The sequence below is a fragment of the Streptomyces sp. NBC_01116 genome, from assembly GCF_041435495.1.
GTDB lineage: Bacteria > Actinomycetota > Actinomycetes > Streptomycetales > Streptomycetaceae > Streptomyces.
In genome coordinates this window covers 2683421-2702011 of the sequence record NZ_CP108644.1, presented here as the reverse complement: position 1 = coordinate 2702011, position 18591 = coordinate 2683421, and the positions used below count along the sequence as shown (strand labels likewise).

At 72.7% G+C, this 18591-nt stretch carries 13 protein-coding genes; all 13 read right to left on the bottom strand.

What is annotated here, in order from left to right; translation table 11 throughout:
- Positions 1 to 4: 4 nt before the first annotated feature.
- A complete protein-coding gene (locus tag OG245_RS11745) occupies positions 5 to 1480 on the bottom strand; it encodes an FHA domain-containing protein (RefSeq protein ID WP_371623464.1) in 1476 nt (491 codons plus the stop codon).
- A gap of 130 nt (positions 1481 to 1610) precedes the next feature.
- The gene (locus tag OG245_RS11740) at positions 1611 to 2972 is read right to left on the bottom strand and encodes a VWA domain-containing protein (RefSeq protein ID WP_371623463.1); all 1362 of its coding nucleotides are present in this window, start codon (positions 2970 to 2972) and stop codon (positions 1611 to 1613) included.
- A 90-nt stretch (positions 2973 to 3062) separates the two neighbouring features.
- Complete coding sequence (locus OG245_RS11735; RefSeq protein WP_371623462.1) at positions 3063 to 4514, bottom strand: PP2C family serine/threonine-protein phosphatase; 1452 nt, start codon at positions 4512 to 4514, stop codon at positions 3063 to 3065.
- A gap of 2 nt (positions 4515 to 4516) precedes the next feature.
- Positions 4517 to 7369 carry a tetratricopeptide repeat protein gene (locus tag OG245_RS11730; protein ID WP_371623461.1) on the bottom strand — a complete coding sequence of 951 codons (2853 nt, stop codon included), beginning with the start codon at positions 7367 to 7369 and terminating at the stop codon, positions 4517 to 4519.
- A complete protein-coding gene (locus OG245_RS11725; protein WP_371623460.1) occupies positions 7366 to 8730 on the bottom strand; it encodes a hypothetical protein in 1365 nt (454 codons plus the stop codon). The genes OG245_RS11730 and OG245_RS11725 overlap by 4 nt, the downstream gene beginning before the upstream one ends.
- Positions 8731 to 8848: 118 nt before the next feature.
- Positions 8849 to 9886 (bottom strand): glutamate ABC transporter substrate-binding protein, encoded by a 1038-nt coding sequence (locus tag OG245_RS11720; RefSeq protein WP_371623459.1) that lies wholly within the window; start codon positions 9884 to 9886, stop codon positions 8849 to 8851.
- Positions 9887 to 9897: 11 nt separating this feature from the next.
- A complete protein-coding gene (locus OG245_RS11715) occupies positions 9898 to 11286 on the bottom strand; it encodes a hypothetical protein (protein ID WP_371623458.1) in 1389 nt (462 codons plus the stop codon).
- A 403-nt stretch (positions 11287 to 11689) separates the two neighbouring features.
- The gene (locus OG245_RS11710; RefSeq protein ID WP_371623457.1) at positions 11690 to 12685 is read right to left on the bottom strand and encodes an N-acetylglucosamine kinase; all 996 of its coding nucleotides are present in this window, start codon (positions 12683 to 12685) and stop codon (positions 11690 to 11692) included.
- The gene (locus OG245_RS11705) at positions 12676 to 13941 is read right to left on the bottom strand and encodes a 6-phospho-beta-glucosidase (RefSeq protein ID WP_371623456.1); all 1266 of its coding nucleotides are present in this window, start codon (positions 13939 to 13941) and stop codon (positions 12676 to 12678) included. Before OG245_RS11705 ends, OG245_RS11710 begins: the two co-directional genes overlap by 10 nt.
- 1 nt (position 13942) lies before the next feature.
- A complete protein-coding gene (locus tag OG245_RS11700) occupies positions 13943 to 14848 on the bottom strand; it encodes a carbohydrate ABC transporter permease (RefSeq protein WP_050360789.1) in 906 nt (301 codons plus the stop codon).
- A 3-nt stretch (positions 14849 to 14851) separates the two neighbouring features.
- The gene (locus OG245_RS11695) at positions 14852 to 15793 is read right to left on the bottom strand and encodes a carbohydrate ABC transporter permease (RefSeq protein ID WP_371623455.1); all 942 of its coding nucleotides are present in this window, start codon (positions 15791 to 15793) and stop codon (positions 14852 to 14854) included.
- A 6-nt stretch (positions 15794 to 15799) separates the two neighbouring features.
- A complete protein-coding gene (locus OG245_RS11690; RefSeq protein WP_007455060.1) occupies positions 15800 to 17131 on the bottom strand; it encodes an ABC transporter substrate-binding protein in 1332 nt (443 codons plus the stop codon).
- 60 nt (positions 17132 to 17191) lie between these two features.
- On the bottom strand, positions 17192 to 18415 hold the full coding sequence (locus OG245_RS11685; protein ID WP_371623454.1) for an ROK family protein: 1224 nt from the start codon (positions 18413 to 18415) through the stop codon (positions 17192 to 17194).
- Positions 18416 to 18591 lie beyond the last annotated feature (176 nt).

Below are 18591 nucleotides of genomic sequence, written 5' to 3'. Positions count from 1 at the left end.
CGCCTCAGTCCCGGCGCACCGTGATCGTCGTCCACGCCCCGACGTGCACCTGGTCGCCGTCCTGGAGCGGTACGGGGACGTAGGGCTGGATCGGGTCCTCGGCGCCGTTCAGCGTGGTGCCGTTGGTGGAGTTCTGGTCCACGACCGCCCAGCCGCCGTCGGGCTGCTGCACCAGCACCGCGTGCTGGTGCGAGACGCCCGGGTCCTCCGGGGGCACCGACAGATCGACGTCGGGGGACTCGCCGGTGCTGTGGCGGCGACGCCCGATGGTGATCTGGCTCCCGGTGAGCGGAAGGCGCTGCTCCGGGGAGTACGCGGGCAGGTTCAGCCCGGTCGCCTCGGGGCCGCTGCGCTGCATCATCGCGAGGAAGTACGCGCGGTCCGGAGCGATCACGGCGGTCCAGGTGCCGGACTGCTGGGGACGGCCCTGATCGGGCGCCCCGCCGTGCTGCTGACCCTGGTCGAAGCCCTGGTCCTGGCCGTGCTGCGGGCCGTGGCCCTGCTGGCCCTGCTGGTCGTACCCCTGGTCCTGTCCGTGGCCCTGTCCCTGGTGGGGGCCGGGCCGCTGGAACGCCTGCGGCGGCTGTGACGGGTGGGGCTGTGACTGCTGGGGATGCTGGGCCTGGGAGGGCGGCGGCAGCATCCAGTCGTCCTCGCCGCCGGTGGGCCCCGGCGACTGCTGCTGCTGTTGCGGCGGTGCGAAGGGCGAGGCCTGCTGGGGCTCGAACGGCGAGGGAGCCGAATGCCGGGGCTCGAAGGGCGAGTGGGTCGAGGGCCCCGACTGCCGCGGTTCGAACGGCGAGGATCCGGACTGCTGCTGCGGCGGAGGACCCTGCTGGAACGAGGGCGGCGGGGGACTCTGCTGGAACCCCTGCGGCGGAGGCCCGCCCTGGCCGGCGTTCCCGTGCGGACCGCCGTTCCCGTGTGGACCGTTCTGCTCGGGGGCCAGCGGCTCGGCGGGACGGTTCATCTGCGAGGGGCGGGAGCCCTGGTAGTCGAACGGGTCGCGCGGCTGGGGCGCGCCGGGCGGGCCGCCCTGACCGCCGGGACCGGGCTGCCCACCGGGGCCACCAGGGCCACCGGGTCCGCCAGGACCACCGGGCCCAGGCCGGCCACCGGGACCCTGTGCCTGGAATCCGGGCGGCAGGTTGAGGCCGGGCGGAGGTCCGCCGGGCGTCCCGTGCTGCGGGGCCAGCGGGGTGTAGGAGGTCGCCGTGTTGGTGAGGAAGTTCCAGCGGCACTCCTCGCAGTACGGCGCCATCGCCTCACGCGGCGTGCGGCACTGCGGGCACAGCTCCGCCTGCATGGTGGGCTGGCCACCGCCGGAACCCTGCTGCGGGTAGCCGTAACCGGGCGCGGGCGGCGGCGGAGGAGGCGGGGGCACCGCGCCTGCGGGCGCACCGCCGGTGGCCATGCGGTGTCCGCAGACCTCGCACCAGTCCTCGGAACCCGACTGGTGTCCGTTCGGGCAGGTCGGCATGTCGGCGCTTCCCCCTCTCCTCGTCCGGCCCCGGAGGCCGTCATGCTGTCGATCGCGGGCGTCCTCGCCCGACGCGTACGTCTGGTCGCTCTGTGCTCACGGCCGCTGGTCGTTCGATGACCGTGCCGTGTTACTTCTTGACGCGAACGGTCTTGGTGGAGCGCGTTTCGAGGGTCATCTCGTCCGCTTCCGCAACCTTCGCCTTCAGTCGCACAGTACCTGTCGCGGCATCGACGACGTCGACCACCTTCGAAAGCAGTTTCGCAGTGTCCTGGTTCCCGGAGGCCGACGCCAGCTGCACCGCACGGCCCAGTTTCGCCGTCGCGCCGTCGAAGTCGCCGGACTTGCGTGCGTCCAGGCCCTGCTGGATGACCTGTGCCAGTTCCGCCTGGCCCGTGTAGTGCGCGACCTGCGGATTGATCGAGGTCGAGGCCACCATGTCGTCCGTCCACACGGCCCGTACGAGGCCCTGCGACAGGGTCTGCGGGGCGCCCGCGCCCGAGGGGTCGGGCAGGATCAGCGAGACGCGGGCGGCCAGCATCTCCTGGCCGATGCCGGCCTCCGGCACCAGGACGCACACGTGGTAGTCGCGGGACTCGTCGCCCCAGGAACCGGTCGGGTAGTCCCCGGCCCGGGGGCCCGCCTCCGTGCGTCTGCCGGTCAGATCGGCGACGGTCGGCGCGACCTGCTTCACGAACCGGATCTCCACGCCCACCGGGGTCCAGAGCCGCAGCGCCACGTCCGCGACCTCCTTGCCCATGGCGTTCTCCATCATCCGCGTGAAGTCCGCGGCCAGGCCCGCCGGGTCGGCGACGATGTCGGCGGTGCCGAGGAGGGCGGCGGCGATGCCGGTGACCTCCTTCACCTCCCAGTCGGTGCCCACCCCGCGGGCGTCGCAGGTGAACCGGCCGGCGCAGGAGTCCAGGGCCGCCCGCAGGTCCTCGGGCGCCTCGTGCTCGTTGCGCCCGTCGGTCAGCAGGATGCCGTGCCGGATGCCCACCTCGGCCGAGCCCAGCAGCCGGTCGGCCAGCCGCAGCCAGGTGCCGATCGCGGTGCCCCCGCCCGCGCTCAGCTTCCGCAGGGCGTCCTTGGCCTGCGCCTTCGTCTGCTGGTCGGCGACCGCGAGCCGCCCGTTGCCCGGATAGACGTCCTTGGCCACATGCGTTCCGGCGACCACCGCGAACCGGGTGCCGTCGCGCAGGGCGTCGATGGCCGCCGCCGTCGCGTCGCGCGCGTTGCGCATCTTCGTCGGCGGGTAGTCCATCGAGCCCGAGCAGTCGACCATCAGCACCACGGCCGCGTCGGGACCCCGCCCCGGCCCGTACGCGGGCGCGGGCGCCGAACCCGCCAGCGGTACGCCGCCGGTGGTGCCGCCGCCGGTCGAGGTCACGGTGACGATCGCGTTGACCTCACGGCCGCCCTCGGGCAGGAACGCGTTCTGGTACACCTCGACGGAGAACTGCGGCACGTTCGACTTGGAGAAGTTGGCCATCTGGTCGGCTCCTTGAGGCTCCACAGCGGATCGGGTGAAGAGGGGACGCGGGCGGCTGACGCGGGGTCGGGCCAAGGGCGGAGGACCGGCTCAATCGGTGTCGCAGGCCGATCCTGCCCCTTCCGGCCGTACGGCGAACGGCAGAAGCGCCACTGTTACGTTGTCGTGGCCCCCGCCGTCGAGAGCGTGCCCGACCAGCGTCCGGGCCGCGCGCAGCGGCTGTTCCCGGGCGTCGGCCGGGACGGCGGCCGCCATCTCCTCGGCGGATTCCGCGTAGTTCCACAGGCCGTCCGTGCACACGACGACCAGGCCCGGCCGGTCCGGCTTGAACGCGGCGGTGTGCGGCTCCAGTTCGTACGCGTCGGCGCCGAGCCAGCCGGTGATGGCGTGGGCGCGCTCGTCCGCGTACGCCTCCGCCTCGTTCATCAGGCCGGCCGCCACCATCTGCGCGGCCCAGGAGTCGTCCTCGGTGAGCCGGGCGGTCGGCCGGGTCCGGTCCTCCGGCACCCAGTAGACCCGGCTGTCGCCGACCCAGCCGACGATCAGCAGACCGCCCGCCATGATCGCGCCGACCAGGGTGCAGGCCGGGGCGTTCTGGTGGCGGTGCGCGTCGTGCTCCCTCGCCCCGGCCGGCTCCTGCGCCAGGGCGTTGACCGCCTCGGAGGCGGCGACGATCGCCTCGTGCATCGCCGTCTGCGGGTGCGTACCGCGCGGCAGGGACTCCAGCAGCGCCTCGTTGGCGGCGCTCGCGGCGGCAGCCGAGGCCTCGTCGGGACGGCTCGCCGAGGAGACGCCGTCGCAGACGATCGCGACGACGGCGGCCGAGCCGTCCGGCAGCGCGGTGGAGGACACCGCGAAGGAGTCCTCGTTGCGGTGGTGGCGCAGGCCCCGGTCGCTGACGGCGGCCACCGCGTCGAGCTCCTGCTCCATGTGGTCGCGTTCACGCGGCTGGGCGTGCCCGCAGTTCTCGCAGTAGCCGTCGGGGTCCACCCGGCCGGAGCGGCAGGCCACACAGACCTTCGCCCCGGGGGCGGGAGCGGCGGCGAGCGCGGCGGTGTGCTCCGGCGCCCGGGGATCGGGCGCGGCCAGCGTGAAGTCCCCGGCGGCCTCCGCACCGCCCGGGTCCGCCCGGTGGTCGTGGCGCACCTGGGCGGCCGCGGACTCCGGCCCGCCCGTCCGCACCGCCTCGTGCGGTGAGGCGGCGTCCGGTGTGTCCGGGCCGGACACCGCGTCGGGCCCCGTCAACGGCCTGCCGCCCGAGTCCGTCCCGGGCACGTCCGCCGGACGGACCACGGGCGCGGGCACGTCCGAGCTGTCGGTCTCCTCGGCGGCGGGCCATCGCACCGCCCGGGCCGCCTCGACCGGGTCGGCCGCGGGAGCGGCCGGGGGCACGGTGATGGCCATCGTGGGCCGGTCGTCGGGGCGCGGCGGAACGGCCGCGAGGTCGTAGCCGCACACCCCGCAGAACAGGTCGCCCGCGGCCGGCGGCTCCGCGCAGCCGGGGCACTTCGACAGGGCGGGCTGCTGGTGGCTCTGTGACATCTTCACACCCACGTCCGGGGGCGGAAACGGTTGGCCCGCTCCACCAGTTCGATCCTCTCGTCGCCCCGCTGCGCGAGCCGGGCGAGCATCCGGTACGAGCGTTCCAGCCCGAACCGCAGCCCCCGCTCCTTCAGTTCGGCGCCGAGCAGCTTGCGTGCCTCCGGCGGACCGGAGGCCGGTCCACCCGGCCCCGCCGCACCGGGACTACCGGAGAGTACCCAGTCGAGCGCCTTGCCCAGTACCTCGGTCGACAACTGCTCGTGACGCACCGGGTCCAGACCGAAGGCGGCCAGCGCCGCCACCTGGACGCCGGCGGCCGTCAGGTCGGCCAGCAGCGGCTCCCGGTGCGAGCGCTCGCGCAGCCGCGCACGGACGGCGGCGACCCGGGCCGCCGTGTAGTGGATCGAGGCCTCCGGCACCGACTCCAGGGTGCTCACCGCCCCGGCCCGCTCACCGGCCGCGATCTGCACCCGGGCCAGGCCGAACGCCGCGCTGACGAACCCCGGATCGGTCGCCCACACCAGGCGGTAGTACTCGGCGGCGTTGTCCAGCTGGCCCAGCACCTCCGCGCAGATCCCGAGCGCCAGCTTGGGCGCCATCTCCCCGGGGAACGCGTCGTAGAGCGCGTCGAAGGAGAGCGCCGCCGTCTCGTGGTCACCGGTCACCAGCGAGGTCACGCCGCGATACCAGACGACCCGCCAGTCGTCCGGGTGTTCACCCTCCAAGGTGGTCAGCGCACGGGCCGCCGCGTCCAGGTCCCGCATCTCCAGCCGGGCCCGCAACTCCCGCAGCCGGGTCTCCAGCGAGGGGGCCGGGACCGTGTGCAGGGCCGTGATCAGCTCGGCCGGGGCGGAGGCCATGAGACCGGCGAGGAAACCGGCGTTCGGGTCCATGGCGTCGACCCGGGGGACCGGCAGCGCCAACGACGTGGCCCGCGTGTCGAACAGGGCGAGCAGGACGCCCCCGGAGGTCGCCCCGAAGGGGCCGTACGGCCCGGTCGCCACGTACGGCCCGACCGATGTGCCCGGGGCCGGCTCGGCCGCCCGGGGCGCCGGGACCGGAGCCTGCGCCGGAGGCGCGTACGCGAGCGGGGCGCCGCCCTGCGCCGCCCCCCGGACATGGGTCGGCGGCGCCGCCAGTGGAGCGGCCCCCGCCGGGCCCGAGGGGCGGACCCCCGCCGGACCGGGCGGCTGGGCGCCCACCGGCAGCGCCCCGGCCACCGCGGCCGTCACGGCCCCCGGCGCCACCGGAGCCGCACCGCCGTGGGCCTGCCACGCGCCGCCCTGCGCCGGAACGCCGGACGGCCGGCCGCCGCGGCCCTTGCGGCCCTTGCGACCCGGAAGGCCGCCGCGCCCGGAGCCGGTGTCCCGGCCACCCAGCCGCGAGACGTCGTCCGTCTGCCGGGCGAACAACTCGGTGTCGATCACCCGCAGTTCCGCGCCGAACAGTGTCGACAGAGCGGGGCGCGGCCGGCCCGTCTGGAGCGCCACGACCTCCCGCAGCACCCCCGTCAGCTGCTCGGCCATCTCCGCGGCCGAGGCGAACCGGCGGGCCGGATCCGGGTCCGTGGCGCGCACCAGCAGCCGGTAGAACGACTCGTAGGTCCGGAACACCTCGATGTTGTCCGGGTCCGGCAGCGAGTCCACGAAGACGTTCGTGTACCCCTGGAAGTCGAAGGTGAGGACCGCGAGCGTCCGGGCCACCGTGTACAGATCGGAGGCGACCGACGGGCCCAGCTCCGCGACCTCGGGGGCCTGGTAGCCGACCGTCCCGTAGATGGCCGACTCCTCGTCGTCCATCCGGCGCACCGCGCCCATGTCGATCAGCTTGAGCTGGTCCTCGGTCTGGATCGCGTTGTCGACCTTGAAGTCGCAGTAGAGGAGGTTGCGGCTGTGCAGGTGGCCGAGCGCCTCCAGCGCCTCGATCCCGTACGCACAGGCCTGCTCGACCGGCAGCGGGTCGCGCTTCCCGGCCGGGGTGCGGCGCTCGTTGGCGATCTCCTTGAGCGCCTTGCCGCCGACGTACTCCATCACGATGTAGCCGTCGAGCGAGCCGGTCCGCTGGTCCAGGTGCTCGACGAAGTTGTAGATCCGCACGATGTTGGAGTGCTCGATCTCGGCGAGGAAGCGGCGCTCGGAGATCGCGGCGGCCATCGCGTCCTGGTCACCGGTGTCCAACAGGCCCTTGAGGACCACCCAGCGGTCCGACACGGCCCGGTCCACCGCCAGATACACCCAGCCGAGCCCGCCGTGCGCCAGACAGCCCACGACCTCGTACTGGCCGTGCACGATGTCGCCGCCGGCCAGCTTCGGCACGAAGGAGTACGGGTGGCCGCACTTGGTGCAGAACCCCTCGGTGCGGCCGGACCGCTCACCGCGCGAACGGCCCACCGGCGCACCGCAGTCCGAACGGGAGCAGAACCGCTTGCGCTCGGGCACCTCCGGGTTCTCCATCACCGCCGTGCGCGGATCGGGCCGGGGCACGTCCGGGACCTCCACCAGACCGACGCCGAGCCGCCCCCGGGCCGAGGCCGCCGACGTCGAGCCCGACGAACGCACCGAGACCGAACGGGAGGTGGACGCCCCGGACAGCGAGCGCGACAGCCGGCCGGAGACCGAGCGGCGCGAGGTCGACGAACGGGACGAGGCGCGTCCGGAGGCACGGGAGCTGGAGCGTCCCGACGAACTGCCCCGGCTGCTCGCCCGGCCGCCCCCGGCGATCCCGGTCGGCGGCGAGGAGACCATGCCCGTCGGCGAGACGACCGGAGCCAGACCGCAGGTGTCGCAGTACAGCTCACCGCCGCCCATGTCCTCGTAGTCCCCCTCGCACGCGGGGCGCTGGCACTGCGTACTCATCGTGTCTCCCCCTCTTCGCCCGTGCCGGTGCCCGTTGCCCGCCGGTCCTGCGGTCCGTCGGGCCGGCGCGGCGTCAGCATGTCCGCGACCGCGTGCTGGTAGCGCAGGACGGCCTGCTCGGCGACCCGCAGATCGCACGGCGCGCTCCACAGCATGCGGCGCGCCGCGTCGTACCGCTCGATCAGCACCGGGTCCTCCGCCAGCCCGTGCCGGGCCACCTTCGCCTTGTACGCGTCGAGCCGGCCGCGCAGCTCCGCGCGGACCGCCAGCGGGGCCGTCACCGAGGTCAGCGACTCCCGGGCGCGCAGCAGCTCGTCCTCGGCCTCCTGCTCCAGCGACTCCAGCAGCGGCGACAGCCGGTGCCACTGGGCGTACCTGCGGTGGTCCGACGCCGCCGCCAGCCGCTCCTGGAGGGCGGTCGGCGGCCCGCTGACCGCGGGCACCTCGGAGGCGGCGATCTTGGCCAGCACCTCGCCGCGCGCCGCCCTCGCCTCCGTCAGGGTGCGGTCGGCCCGCGAGAGCACGTCCCGCAGCCGCACCAGCCGCGCCTCGGCGTCCTGCCGGACCGCGAGCACCGCCTCGATCTCCCGCCGTACGTCCTCCAGGGCGCGGGCCGCCCGGTCGTAGCGCGAGGTGTCGGGGCGGCCGCCGCCCGGCGCGGCGCTGCCGGGCCCGGGCAGCCAGAACGCCAGCGGGTCGGAGATCACCTGAACCCGCAGTGTGGCCAGCTCCTCGGTGATCTCCGCCAGGTCGTCCCCGGCCGGATGCTCACCGGGCCGCACCCCCACGGAGTGCGCCAGCGAACGTGTGCGGTGCAGCTCGGCGGCGAGCAGATCGATCCGGGCGGGCAGCGCCGACCACACGGAGTCGGAGGAGACGACCATGTCCAGGGACCTGGCGTACAGCTCGTTCATCCGGGCGACCAGCTCCTGGAGGGAGAACCGCTCGGAGAGCCTGGCCGGACCCGCGACCGGGGGCGGCGGCACGGCGCCCGGGTTGGCGACGGTGACCGACTCGCCGCGCAGCAGTTCGGTCAGCGCGGTCAGGTCCTCCCGGTTCGGGTGGCGCCGCCGCGCACGGATCTCCCGGGCCTCGGACAGGGCGCCGGCGTACGCGTCGAAATAACCCCACAGCAGGGTGATCGACTGCTCGGTCGTGGCCCAGCGCTCCCGGGTGACGCCGGTCAGCTCGGCGCCCTCCAGGAGCCGGCGGCCGGCATGGTCCTGGAGCGCGAGGAGCGAGGTCTCGATGGCCTCGTGCTCCGCGCCGAGCCGGGCCAGCGCACGGTCCGCCTCCTCCCGGTCCAGGACCGGGCCGGGGGGCCTCCCCGCGAAGCTGGGGAAGGATCCCGCGACGCCCATCGATCACCTCTCCGCTCTCCCCGCCGGGCCGGTGGGCCCCGCGGGATCGGTCTGTCTCGGTCTGCTCGCCCTGTCCCGGTCCACCCTCCCCGGCCCGTGCGCGGGGGTGCGCTCCGGGTCAGTCGCCCCGGTACTTGGGGGCGGGCGGGCCCTCTATGCCGGGCAGCCCGGCCGCCAGCCACTTGCGGTACGACGTCATCCAGGGGCTGTTGTCGCCGCCCGCCCGGTAGTCGACGAGGACCTTGTTCACCCGGGCCACCAGGTCGTCGGCGCCCTTCTTCGTCGCGACGCCGTAGTACTCCGTGGTGAACGGGGCCTTCCCCTTGAGCTCCACCGCCGGGTCCTGCGCCGCCTGACCGGCCGCCAGGGCGTTGTCCGTGACGACCGCGTCGACCTCGCCGAGCTGGAGCCGCACCAGGCAGTCCAGTTGGTTGGGCACGGTCAGCAGGTCCCGGTCGCGCCCGGTGCCGTCGAAGTCGTCCTTGTAGAGAGCCCCGAACGACTTCCTCTCCAGCGCCTCGTACGCCGTGGAGCCCTCGGCCGAGCAGACCCGCTTGCCCTTCAGGGACTCGTCGTAGCCGGTGATGGTCGACCCCTTCGGGGCGAGCACCTGCTGCCCGGCCTGGAAGTAGGCGGTGGAGAAGGAGACCTGCTCCAGCCGCTTGCAGTTGATCGTCATCGTCCGCACGACGACGTCGACTCGGTCGTTCTCCAGGGCGGCGATGCGCTGGTTGGTGGGGATGGCACGGAAGATCACCGCGTCCGGGTCGCCCAGGACGTCCGTGGCGATGGCCCGCACCAGGTCGATGTCGAACCCTTCCAGCTCCCGGGCCTCCGGATTGCGGTAGCCCCAGCGGAAGCTGTTCTGGTCGACGCCCGCGATCAGCTTGCCGCGCTCCTTGATCTTCTCGATGCTGGGCCCGTCGGCGCTCGACGCGGGCAGGCTCGCCTCCGGCTCGGTGCACTCCTCGGCCCGGGCCCGGTCGGCCGTCACCGCCCCGCCGCCCGGGGCGTCCGCCCCTGCCGCCCCGCCGCTGTGGTGGGCCAGCGGCAGCAGGGTGACCGCGGCGGTGACCGCGCACGCCGCCGCCATCCCCGCCACGCCACCCCAGCCGCGCAGGCCTCCGCGTGCGGAACGCTCCCTCGACCTGCTCATCGCTGCCCCTCTCACCGGTACTCCGAGAGCCTGCGGTTGACCCCGACGATCACGGCGGCGGCCCCCAGGACCGCCAGCGCCGCGGCGCCGATCGGCAGGCCCCGCAGGGCCCCCCGCCCGTCCTCCGCCGCCGAGGTGAACTCGTCCTGCTCATGGGAGAGCGCCTTCTCCAGTGCGGCGTCCACCTGCTGGAAGGACTGCCCGGTGGACTCGTCGGTCCCGATGATCTGCTTCAGGGCACCGTCGTAGTCGCCGCGGTCGTCCGTGGCACGCGCCTCGCGGTGGCGGACCTGCCACTGGGCCACGCCCTTGGCCGCGTCGGCCACCGGCGCCTTCCCGCTCTCGTCGTCCGCGAGCCGGCCGGCCTTCTCCAACCGGTCCGTCAACGCCTTCATCCCCGTGCCGTAGTCCGCCTCGTACTGGTCGGCGGAGCCGTCGGGGGTCAGCACCGCGCCGCGCGCCACCAGCGTGAGGTTCTCGTTGGCGCGGGCCTTCAGGGAGCTGATCCGCGCGTCGTTGAGCACATCCAGGGACGCCTGGCCGTGCACCATCGCCGACCGCAGCTCCGCACGGGCCACCGCGTGCCCCACGGCCAGCCAGAGCACCACCACCGAGGCGGCGGCCGTCGCCGCCAGCAGCCCGTGGTTCAGCACCCGGTTCGTCCGGCGGTAGGTCCGCCGCTGCATCCACACCAGCGCGCCGAGCACCAGGATCCCGGCGCCGAGCGACAGGACGGGCCACTGCCGGGCGTCGGCGGAGTCCGTCTCCAGCCGACCCGTCTCCGCCGCGTACAGCCGCTCGGCGGCCGGCAGCATCTCGCCGGTCATCTTCTGGTTCGCGTACCGGAGATAGGCGCCGCCCAGCGGCAGGCCCTGGCGGTTGTTGGCGCGGGCGCGCTCGATCAGGCCCGTGTAGACCGGGAGCAGCTTGTTGAGGGTGGCTATCTCACGGCCGGCCGCGCTGTCGGAGCCGGTGTTCCCCGACGCCTCCACCAGCAGCCGGGCCGCCTCCTCGATGTCCTTCCGGTACTGCTCCTGCACGGCCTCGGGCTCCTGCGCGCCCGCGAGGAACCCACTGGCCGCCGTCGTGTCCGCGTCCGCCAGGAAGCGGTAGATGTCCGCCGCGTCGGCGCTCAGCGGCTGACTGCGGTTGACCACGTCGTCGGCCGACGACGCCCGCGACGAGATCTCCAGGGTGGTCACCGCGCCGAACGCCAGGACCAGCAGCGCCAGGACGGCCCCGATGATCTGGAGCCGGCCGGGCTCGGTCGTCGCCGCGGTGCGCAGGCGCTCCGCCTGCGCGGCCCACGTGGTGCGGCGCTGTGCGGGCATGCCGGTGTGCGCGGACACCGGGTCCGGCGTGCGCAGCGCCTGCGAGCCGCCGCTCGGCGGGTGTGTCACTCGACCTCCCCCTCGGTCACTGACGGTGGGCCCTCGTCCCCGGCCCAGGGACGCGCACCCGGCCAGAAGTATGGCCGCGGGGACGGACATCCACACCAGGAACGCCGGTTTCCCGCGACGGCCCCCGTCCCCGTCCCGGCTTCGGTCCCCACATCAGTCCCCGCATTCGATCAGGGCGGACGCGGCCGATCAAGACAAGCGGTGCAACGTGCCCTGAAACATCCCCATAAGCGAACGGACTCCCCATCAGGTACACGTTCCAGGAGGCCGATCGGTTCCCCCGTGCCCCGCCTGTCCCCGGCTTTCACCCGTACGAGGAACGTCCCCCCACGCGAACCGCGTGGGGGGACGTTCCGTGACGTACGGCGTGCTCCGGTCCTCGGACGAACGGTGCTCCTCGGACCTACCGCGCTCCTCGGACGTACTGTGCGCGCAGCCTCCGCTGGACCTCCGGCGTCGCGCCCGTACGGTCCAGGCCCAGCAGCGCCGCGCCCAGCACCGGCGGCTCGGACACGACGCGCACCCCGGCCTTCGGGGCGCGTGCCGCGAGGAGTTCGGTGATCCGGTCGTTCAGCTGCGGATGGCGCGCGGCCAGCACGCTGCCGCCCAGCAGCACCGGAGCCTCCTCCGCCAGCAGACCGAGCCGGCCCAGCGCGACCGACGCCATCGCCACCACCTCCTCGGCCAGCCGCTCCACCAGCGCGAGGGCCACCGGGTCGCCGCCCGCGGCCGTCGCGAACAGCACGGGCGTCAGCTCGTGCCGCCGCGCCGACGGGATCGCGCCCCGGTGCAGCGCCTCGATGAGCGCGTACATCGAGTCGAGCCCGAAGTGGCCGGGCAGCGCACGGGTCAGCTCGGAGGGTTCGCCGCGTCCGTCCTCGGCGCGCGCGGCGAACCACAGCGCCTCCTCCGCGAGCCCCGAACCGCCGCCCCAGTCACCGGATATCCGCCCGATCGCGGGGAAGCGGGCGGTCCGCCCGTCCGGGGTCATGCCCACGCAGTTGATCCCGGCCCCGCACACCACCGCGACGCCCCGGGGCTCGTCCACCCCGGCGCGCAGGATGGCGAAGGTGTCGTTGCGCACCTCCACCGAGGAGCCCCAGCCGCGGGCCTCCAGGGCCCCGGCCAGCTCGGCCTCCTCGACCGGCAGATCGGCGTTGGCCAGGCACGCGGAGACATGGGCGGACGCGCCGAACGCGCCACCGGCGTCCGGCAGCTCCGCGACGGCCCGTCCCAGCGCGGCGGCCAGCACGTCGATCGCGGCCTCCACCCCCACCACGGGCGGCTGGAAGCCGCCGCCGCGCGCCGAGGACAGCACCGTGCCGTCCTCGCCGATCAGTGCCACGTCGGTCTTGCTGTTGCCCGCGTCGATGGCGACGACCGACACGTTCACGCCCACGAAAGGTGCTCCCGGTTGTGCGCGATCAGCCGGTCGGTGAGGCCCTCGGCGTAGTCGTACTGGCCGATCAGCGGGTGGGCGAGGAGTGCCTTGAAGACCCGGTCCCGGCCGCCGCGCAGCGCGGCTTCCAGGGCGAGGTCCTCGTACGCCGTCACGTTGGCGATCAGACCGGCGTACAGCGGGTCCAGCGCGGGGACGGCCAGCGGTGTCGCGCCGTCGCGCCCGACCCGGGCCTGGACCTCGATCACCGCGTCGTCCGGGAGGAACGGCAGGGTCCCGTTGTTGTACGTGTTGACCACCTGGACCGGGGAGCCGCCGTCGCCCAGCAGGGAGGCCGCCAGGTCCACGGCCGCCTCGGAGTAGAACGCGCCGCCGCGCTTGGCGAGCAGCTCGGGCTTCGTGTCCAGCGTCGGGTCGCCGTACATCGCGAGCAGTTCCTTCTCCATCGCCGCGACCTCGGCGGCCCGGGACGGCTTGGTGCCGAGCTCCCTGACCACCTCGTCGTGGGAGTAGAAGTAGCGCAGGTAGTAGGAGGGGACGACGCCGAGCCGGTCGACGACCTGCCGGGGCATGTGCAGGTCGTCGGCGATGGCGTCGCCGTGCTCGGCGAGGAGCTTCGGCAGGACGTTCTCGCCGTCCGGGCCGCCCAGGCGGACCCCCAGCTCCCAGGTCAGGTGGTTGAGCCCGACGTGGTCGAGGTGCACCTCGGAGGGGTTCACGTCCAGCAGCCGGGCGAACTTCCGCTGGAAGCCGATCGCCACGTTGCACAGGCCGACGGCCTTGTGCCCGGCCTGGAGCAGGGCGCGGGTGACGATGCCGACCGGGTTGGTGAAGTCGATGATCCAGGCGTCCGGGTTGGCGCGGCGGACCCGCTCGGCGATGTCCAGGACGACCGGCACGGTGCGCAGGGCCTTGGCGAGGCCGCCGGCACCGGTGGTCTCCTGGCCGACGCAGCCGCACTCCAGCGGCCAGGTCTCGTCCTGGTTGCGCGCGGCCTGTCCGCCGACGCGCAGCTGGAGCAGGACCGCGTCGGCGTCGGCGACGCCCGCGTCGATGTCGGTGGTGGTCGTGATCCTCCCGGCGTGGTCCTGCTTGGCGAAGATCCGCCGGGCGAGACCTCCCACCAGGTCCAGGCGGTCGGCCGCCGGATCGACGAGCACCAGCTCCTCGATCGGCAGCGTGTCCCGCAGCCGGGCGAATCCGTCGATCAGTTCAGGGGTGTAGGTGGACCCGCCACCCACTACTGCGAGCTTCATGTCAGCCCTTTACTCCGGTCAGTGTGACGCCCTCGACGAATGCCTTCTGGGCAAAGAAGAAGACGGCGATCACGGGGGCCATGACCAGAACGGTCGCGGCCATGGTCAGGTTCCAGTCGGTGTGGTGTGCGCCCTTGAAGGATTCGAGGCCGTAACTGAGCGTCCAGGCGGCCGGGTTCTCCGAAGCGTAGATCTGTGGTCCGAAGTAGTCGTTCCAGGCGGCGAAGAACTGGAAGAGGGCGATGGCCGCGATGCCGGGCTTGGCCATCGGCAGGACGACCTTCATCAGCGTGCGGAACTCACCGCAGCCGTCGACCTTGGCGGCGTCCAGGTACTCGTTCGGGATGGTCAGCAGGAACTGCCGCAGCAGGAAGATGGAGAACGCGTCGCCGAAGGCCATCGGGATGATCAGCGGCCACAACGTGCCGGAGAGGTCCATCTGCTTCGCCCAGAACAGGTACATCGGGATGATGACGACCTGCGGCGGCAGCATCATCATCGAGATGACGAGCATCAGCGACAGCTTGCGGCCCCGGAAGCGGAACTTCGCCAGCGCGTACGCCACCGGGACGGACGAGACGACGGTCAGGACGGTGCCGACACCCGCGTACAGCAGGGTGTTGCGCCACCAGGTCAGGAAGCCCGGGGTGTTGAAGACCCGCTCGTAGTTTCCCCACTCCCAGGTGTTCGGGGTGAGGTCGCGGGTCAGCGCCTGCTGGTCGCTCATCAGTGAGGTCAGCACCACGAAGACGAACGGCAGCACGAAGAAGAGCGCGGCGGCGATCCCGAGCGAGTGCACGGCGATCCAGTGCAGCAGCGCCTTGCGGCGGGCGGTGCGCGCGGCGGGGGTCCGGCCGGAGCGCTCCGGAGAGGAGGCGGTGGCGGTCTTTTCGAGGAGTTGGGTCATGGCTCAGTCACCGGCCTGGATCAGGTTGTTGCGGCCCCGCATGAGCAGCGCGGTGAAGGCCATGGCCAGGGCGAACAGGACGAGGGCGACGACGCAGGCGGCGCCGTAGTCGAAGCGCTGGAAGCCCAGGTTGTAGACGAGCTGCGGGAGCGTCAGTGTCGACTTGTCGGGATAGCCGGGTTCGAAGGACTGGCCGGAGCCGCCGATGACCCCCGAGGCGACCTTCCCGGCGACGAGTGGCTGCGTGTAGTACTGCATCGCCTGGATGACGCCCGTCACCACGGCGAACAGCACGATCGGCGAGATGTTCGGCAGGGTCACGAAGCGGAACTTCTGCCAGGCGGACGCGCCGTCCAGCTCGGCCGCCTCGTACTGCTCGGTCGGCACGTCCAGCAGCGACGCCATGAAGATGACCATCAGGTCCCCGATGCCCCACACCGCGAGCATGGTGAGCGCCGGCTTGGACCAGGAGGCGTCGTTGAACCAGCCCGGCGTCGGCAGCCCCAGGTCCCCGAGGATCGCGTTGACGGGCCCCGTGCCGGGATTGAGCAGGAAGACGAAGGCGAGCGTCGCGGCGACCGGCGGGGCCAGGTAGGGCAGGTAGAAGAGGGTCCGGAAGACCCCGGTCCCCGTCTTGATCTTCGTGATCAGCATGCCGATGCCGAGGCCGAAGACGACCCGGCAGGTGACCATGACGAGGACCAGCCACAGGGTGTTGCGCAGCGACGGCCAGAACATCGGGTAGTCGCTGAACACGTACGTCCAGTTGGTCAGCCCGTTGAAGACCGGCGCCCCGAAACCGTCGTACTGGGTGAAGGAGAAGTAGACGGTCGAGATCATCGGGTAGACGAAGAAGACCGAGAACCCGATCAGCCACGGCGACATGAAGGCCGCCGTGCGCAGTGCCGACCTGCGGCGCTTGGAGCGGAGTGTGTGCGTCGTCATCGGGGGCTACTTGGCCTTGGCGATGTCGGTGTCGATCTGCTTCGCGGTCTTCTCCAGACCGGCCTGGAGGTCCTTCACCGCGCCCTTCTCGTACTGGTAGCCGAAGTCCTGGATCGTCTGCTGGTACGTGGATCCGTTGACGGCCCCGTCGGGGGTGTTGGACTTCGGGTGCTGCGCGATGTCCAGGAAGGTCTTGAAACGCGGGTCGAACTTCAGGTCGGGGGACTTCAGCGCCTCGAAGGTGGAGGGCACGTTGCGGATGCCGTTGGCGAAGTCCACGACCGCCTCGGTGTCGCTGGTCATGAACTTGACCAGCTCCCACGCGGCGTTCTGCTTCGTACTGGCCGGGGCGATGCCCACGATGGTGCCGGAGAGGAAGCCCTTGCCGTAGCTGTCCGCCTCGTCGTCGGCGACGGGCATCGGCGCGACGCCGATCTCGAAGCCGGGCTTGGTGTCCTCGGCCATCCCGAGCCGCCACTCGCCGTCCAGCTGCATGGCCACCTGCCCGGTGTGGAACGGGTGCTTGGCGCCCCACTCGTCACCGAAGGTGCCCCGGTACTTCTCCAGCCTGTCGTAGCCGCCGAGGTCCTCGACGAGCTTCTTCTGGTACGTGAACATCTCCGCGAACGCCGGGTCCTTGGCGATGTTGGACTTGCCGTTCTCGTCGAAGTACTTGTGGTCCCACGAGGACAGGTAGTGGTCGGCGACGGTCTCGTAGCCGTGGAAGGTCGGCATGAAGCCGAGCTGCTCGTAGCTGTCGCCCTTCTCGACCGTCAGCTTCTTGGCGACGCTCGCCAGCTCCGACATGGTCTTCGGCGGCGCGGTGATCCCGGCCTTCTCGAAGGCGTCCTTGTTGTAGTAGAGGCCGTAGGCGTCGGTGAGCAGCGGCAGGGCGCAGCGCTTGCCCTCGAACTGGGTGTAGTCGAGGAGGACCTTCGGGAAGGTCTTCTCCAGGTCGAGCTTCGACTTCTCGATGAACGGCTTCAGGTCCGCGAACGCGCCGGACGAGCAGAACTTGCCGACATTGGCGGTGGTGAAGGAGGAGACCACGTCGGGCCCGTTCGAACCGCCCGCGCGCAGCGCCTGGTTGAGCTTGTCGTCGTTGATGTTGCCGGAGACCTTCACCGTGATGTTCGGGTGGGCCTTCTCGAACCGGTCGATGTTGTCCTTGACCGCCTTCACCTCGGCGGGCGCGCTCCAGCCGTGCCAGAAGTTGATCGTGGTCTTCGCGTTCGGGTCGTCGGAGGCGCCGGCCTCGGACTGGCCCGTACACGCGGTGGCGAGCACCGATATCGCGGCGACGGCGACGGCGGTGGTGGTGAGACGGCTTGTGCGCATGACAAAACTCCCAGGGACGGGGAAGAGGCAGACGACGGGGAACGGGGGAGGAGCGGTGGTTCAGCGCGAGGTGTCGAACACTTCGTCGCGGGTGTCGGCGAGCGCCCTCTCCAGGGCGCCGCGCAGTACGGGGGTGCGGTCGATCTCGCCGACCACGAGCCGGGGGCGGGAGGCGGCGAGCTCGGCCAGCTCGGACTGGATCAGGGAGCGCAGGATCTCGCCGCCCGCCGCGACCGCCTGGCCGGAGAGCACGATCAGCCCGGGGTCCAGGACGGCGGTGACGGAGGCGAGGCCGGTGGCGAGCCGCTGGGCGTACTGGCGCAGCAGCTCGGTGAGCGCCTCGTCCCGCTCGTACGCGTCGGCCGCCCGCGCCAGCAGGTCGGCGGCGACCTTCGCGTACGGCTGCTGCGGGGTGTCGACGCCCAGCGCCTTCGCGAGCCGGGGCACCGCCTGGGCGCCCGCCAGCTCCTGGAAGCCGCCGCTGTTGGCCTTGACGACCTGGCGCACGAGCGGGGTACCCGGCACCGGCAGGAAGCCGACCTCGCCCGCGCCGCCGGTGAAGCCGCGGTGCAGCCGGCCGTTGATGACGAGGGCGGCGCCGAGGCCCTCCTCGTTCCAGAGCAGGACGAAGTCGTCGTGGCCGCGGGCCGCGCCCAGGCGCTGCTCGGCGACGGCGACCAGATTGACGTCGTTCTCGTACTCCACCGGCATCGGCAGGAACGCGGCCAGCTCGTCCAGCAGGGTGGGGGAGTGCCAGCCGGGCAGGTGCGAGGCGTACCGCAGCCGTCCGGTGCCCGGGTCGAAGGCGCCCGGGGTGCCGATGACGAGCCGGTGGACGTCGGCGCGGGTGAGCCCGGCGTCCTTCACCGCCCCGTCCAGCGCGTCGGCGACCTGACGCACCACGCTGTCGGCGCGCCGGCCCGGCGTCGCCAGCTCGAACTCCCCGACGGTCCGCCCGGTCACGTCCGCGACGGCGGCGACGATCCGCCGCCCGTTCACGTCGAGCCCGGCCACATGGGCGGCCCGCGCGTTCACGGTGTAGAGCTGCGCGTTGGGCCCGGGACGCCCCTCGCTGGTCCCGGTGGCGACGACCAGCCCGGCCGCCTCCAGCCGGGCCAGGAGCTGGGAGGCGGTGGGCTTGGAGAGACCGGTCAGCTTCCCGATCCGGGTCCGGGAGAGCGGTCCGTGCTCCAGCAGCAGATCGAGGGCGGCCCGGTCGTTCATGGCCCGCAGCACCCGTGGTGTGCCCGGGGTGCCGGGTGCGCCGGGAGTGGTTCCCGCCATCGTGGATGCACCGCCCTCTGTTCAGGACCTCCGGAGTGGATCCGGAGAGACTCTGTTAGGAAAGTTTCCTATTCGGTTGAGAGGACGGTAGGACGCAGGTCACCGGGGCGTCAATGGGTGACCCCCGTCCGGCAATCAAAGTGTTACCTCGCCCGGTCGGTATCGCGGCATCCTGG

Excerpts from the sequence above, each read along its gene's own strand:
- OG245_RS11705 (WP_371623456.1), bottom strand. The coding sequence starts at position 13,941 with ATGAAGCTCGCAGTAGTGGGTGGCGGGTCCACCTACACCCCTGAACTG.
- OG245_RS11685 (WP_371623454.1), bottom strand. The coding sequence starts at position 18,415 with ATGGCGGGAACCACTCCCGGCGCACCCGGCACCCCGGGCACACCACGG.
- OG245_RS11690 (WP_007455060.1), bottom strand. The coding sequence starts at position 17,131 with ATGCGCACAAGCCGTCTCACCACCACCGCCGTCGCCGTCGCCGCGATA.
- OG245_RS11700 (WP_050360789.1), bottom strand. The coding sequence starts at position 14,848 with ATGACCCAACTCCTCGAAAAGACCGCCACCGCCTCCTCTCCGGAGCGC.
- OG245_RS11730 (WP_371623461.1), bottom strand. The coding sequence starts at position 7,369 with ATGAGTACGCAGTGCCAGCGCCCCGCGTGCGAGGGGGACTACGAGGAC.
- OG245_RS11725 (WP_371623460.1), bottom strand. The coding sequence starts at position 8,730 with ATGGGCGTCGCGGGATCCTTCCCCAGCTTCGCGGGGAGGCCCCCCGGC.
- OG245_RS11735 (WP_371623462.1), bottom strand. The coding sequence starts at position 4,514 with ATGTCACAGAGCCACCAGCAGCCCGCCCTGTCGAAGTGCCCCGGCTGC.
- OG245_RS11720 (WP_371623459.1), bottom strand. The coding sequence starts at position 9,886 with ATGAGCAGGTCGAGGGAGCGTTCCGCACGCGGAGGCCTGCGCGGCTGG.
- OG245_RS11740 (WP_371623463.1), bottom strand. The coding sequence starts at position 2,972 with ATGGCCAACTTCTCCAAGTCGAACGTGCCGCAGTTCTCCGTCGAGGTG.
- OG245_RS11695 (WP_371623455.1), bottom strand. The coding sequence starts at position 15,793 with ATGACGACGCACACACTCCGCTCCAAGCGCCGCAGGTCGGCACTGCGC.
- OG245_RS11745 (WP_371623464.1), bottom strand. The coding sequence starts at position 1,480 with ATGCCGACCTGCCCGAACGGACACCAGTCGGGTTCCGAGGACTGGTGC.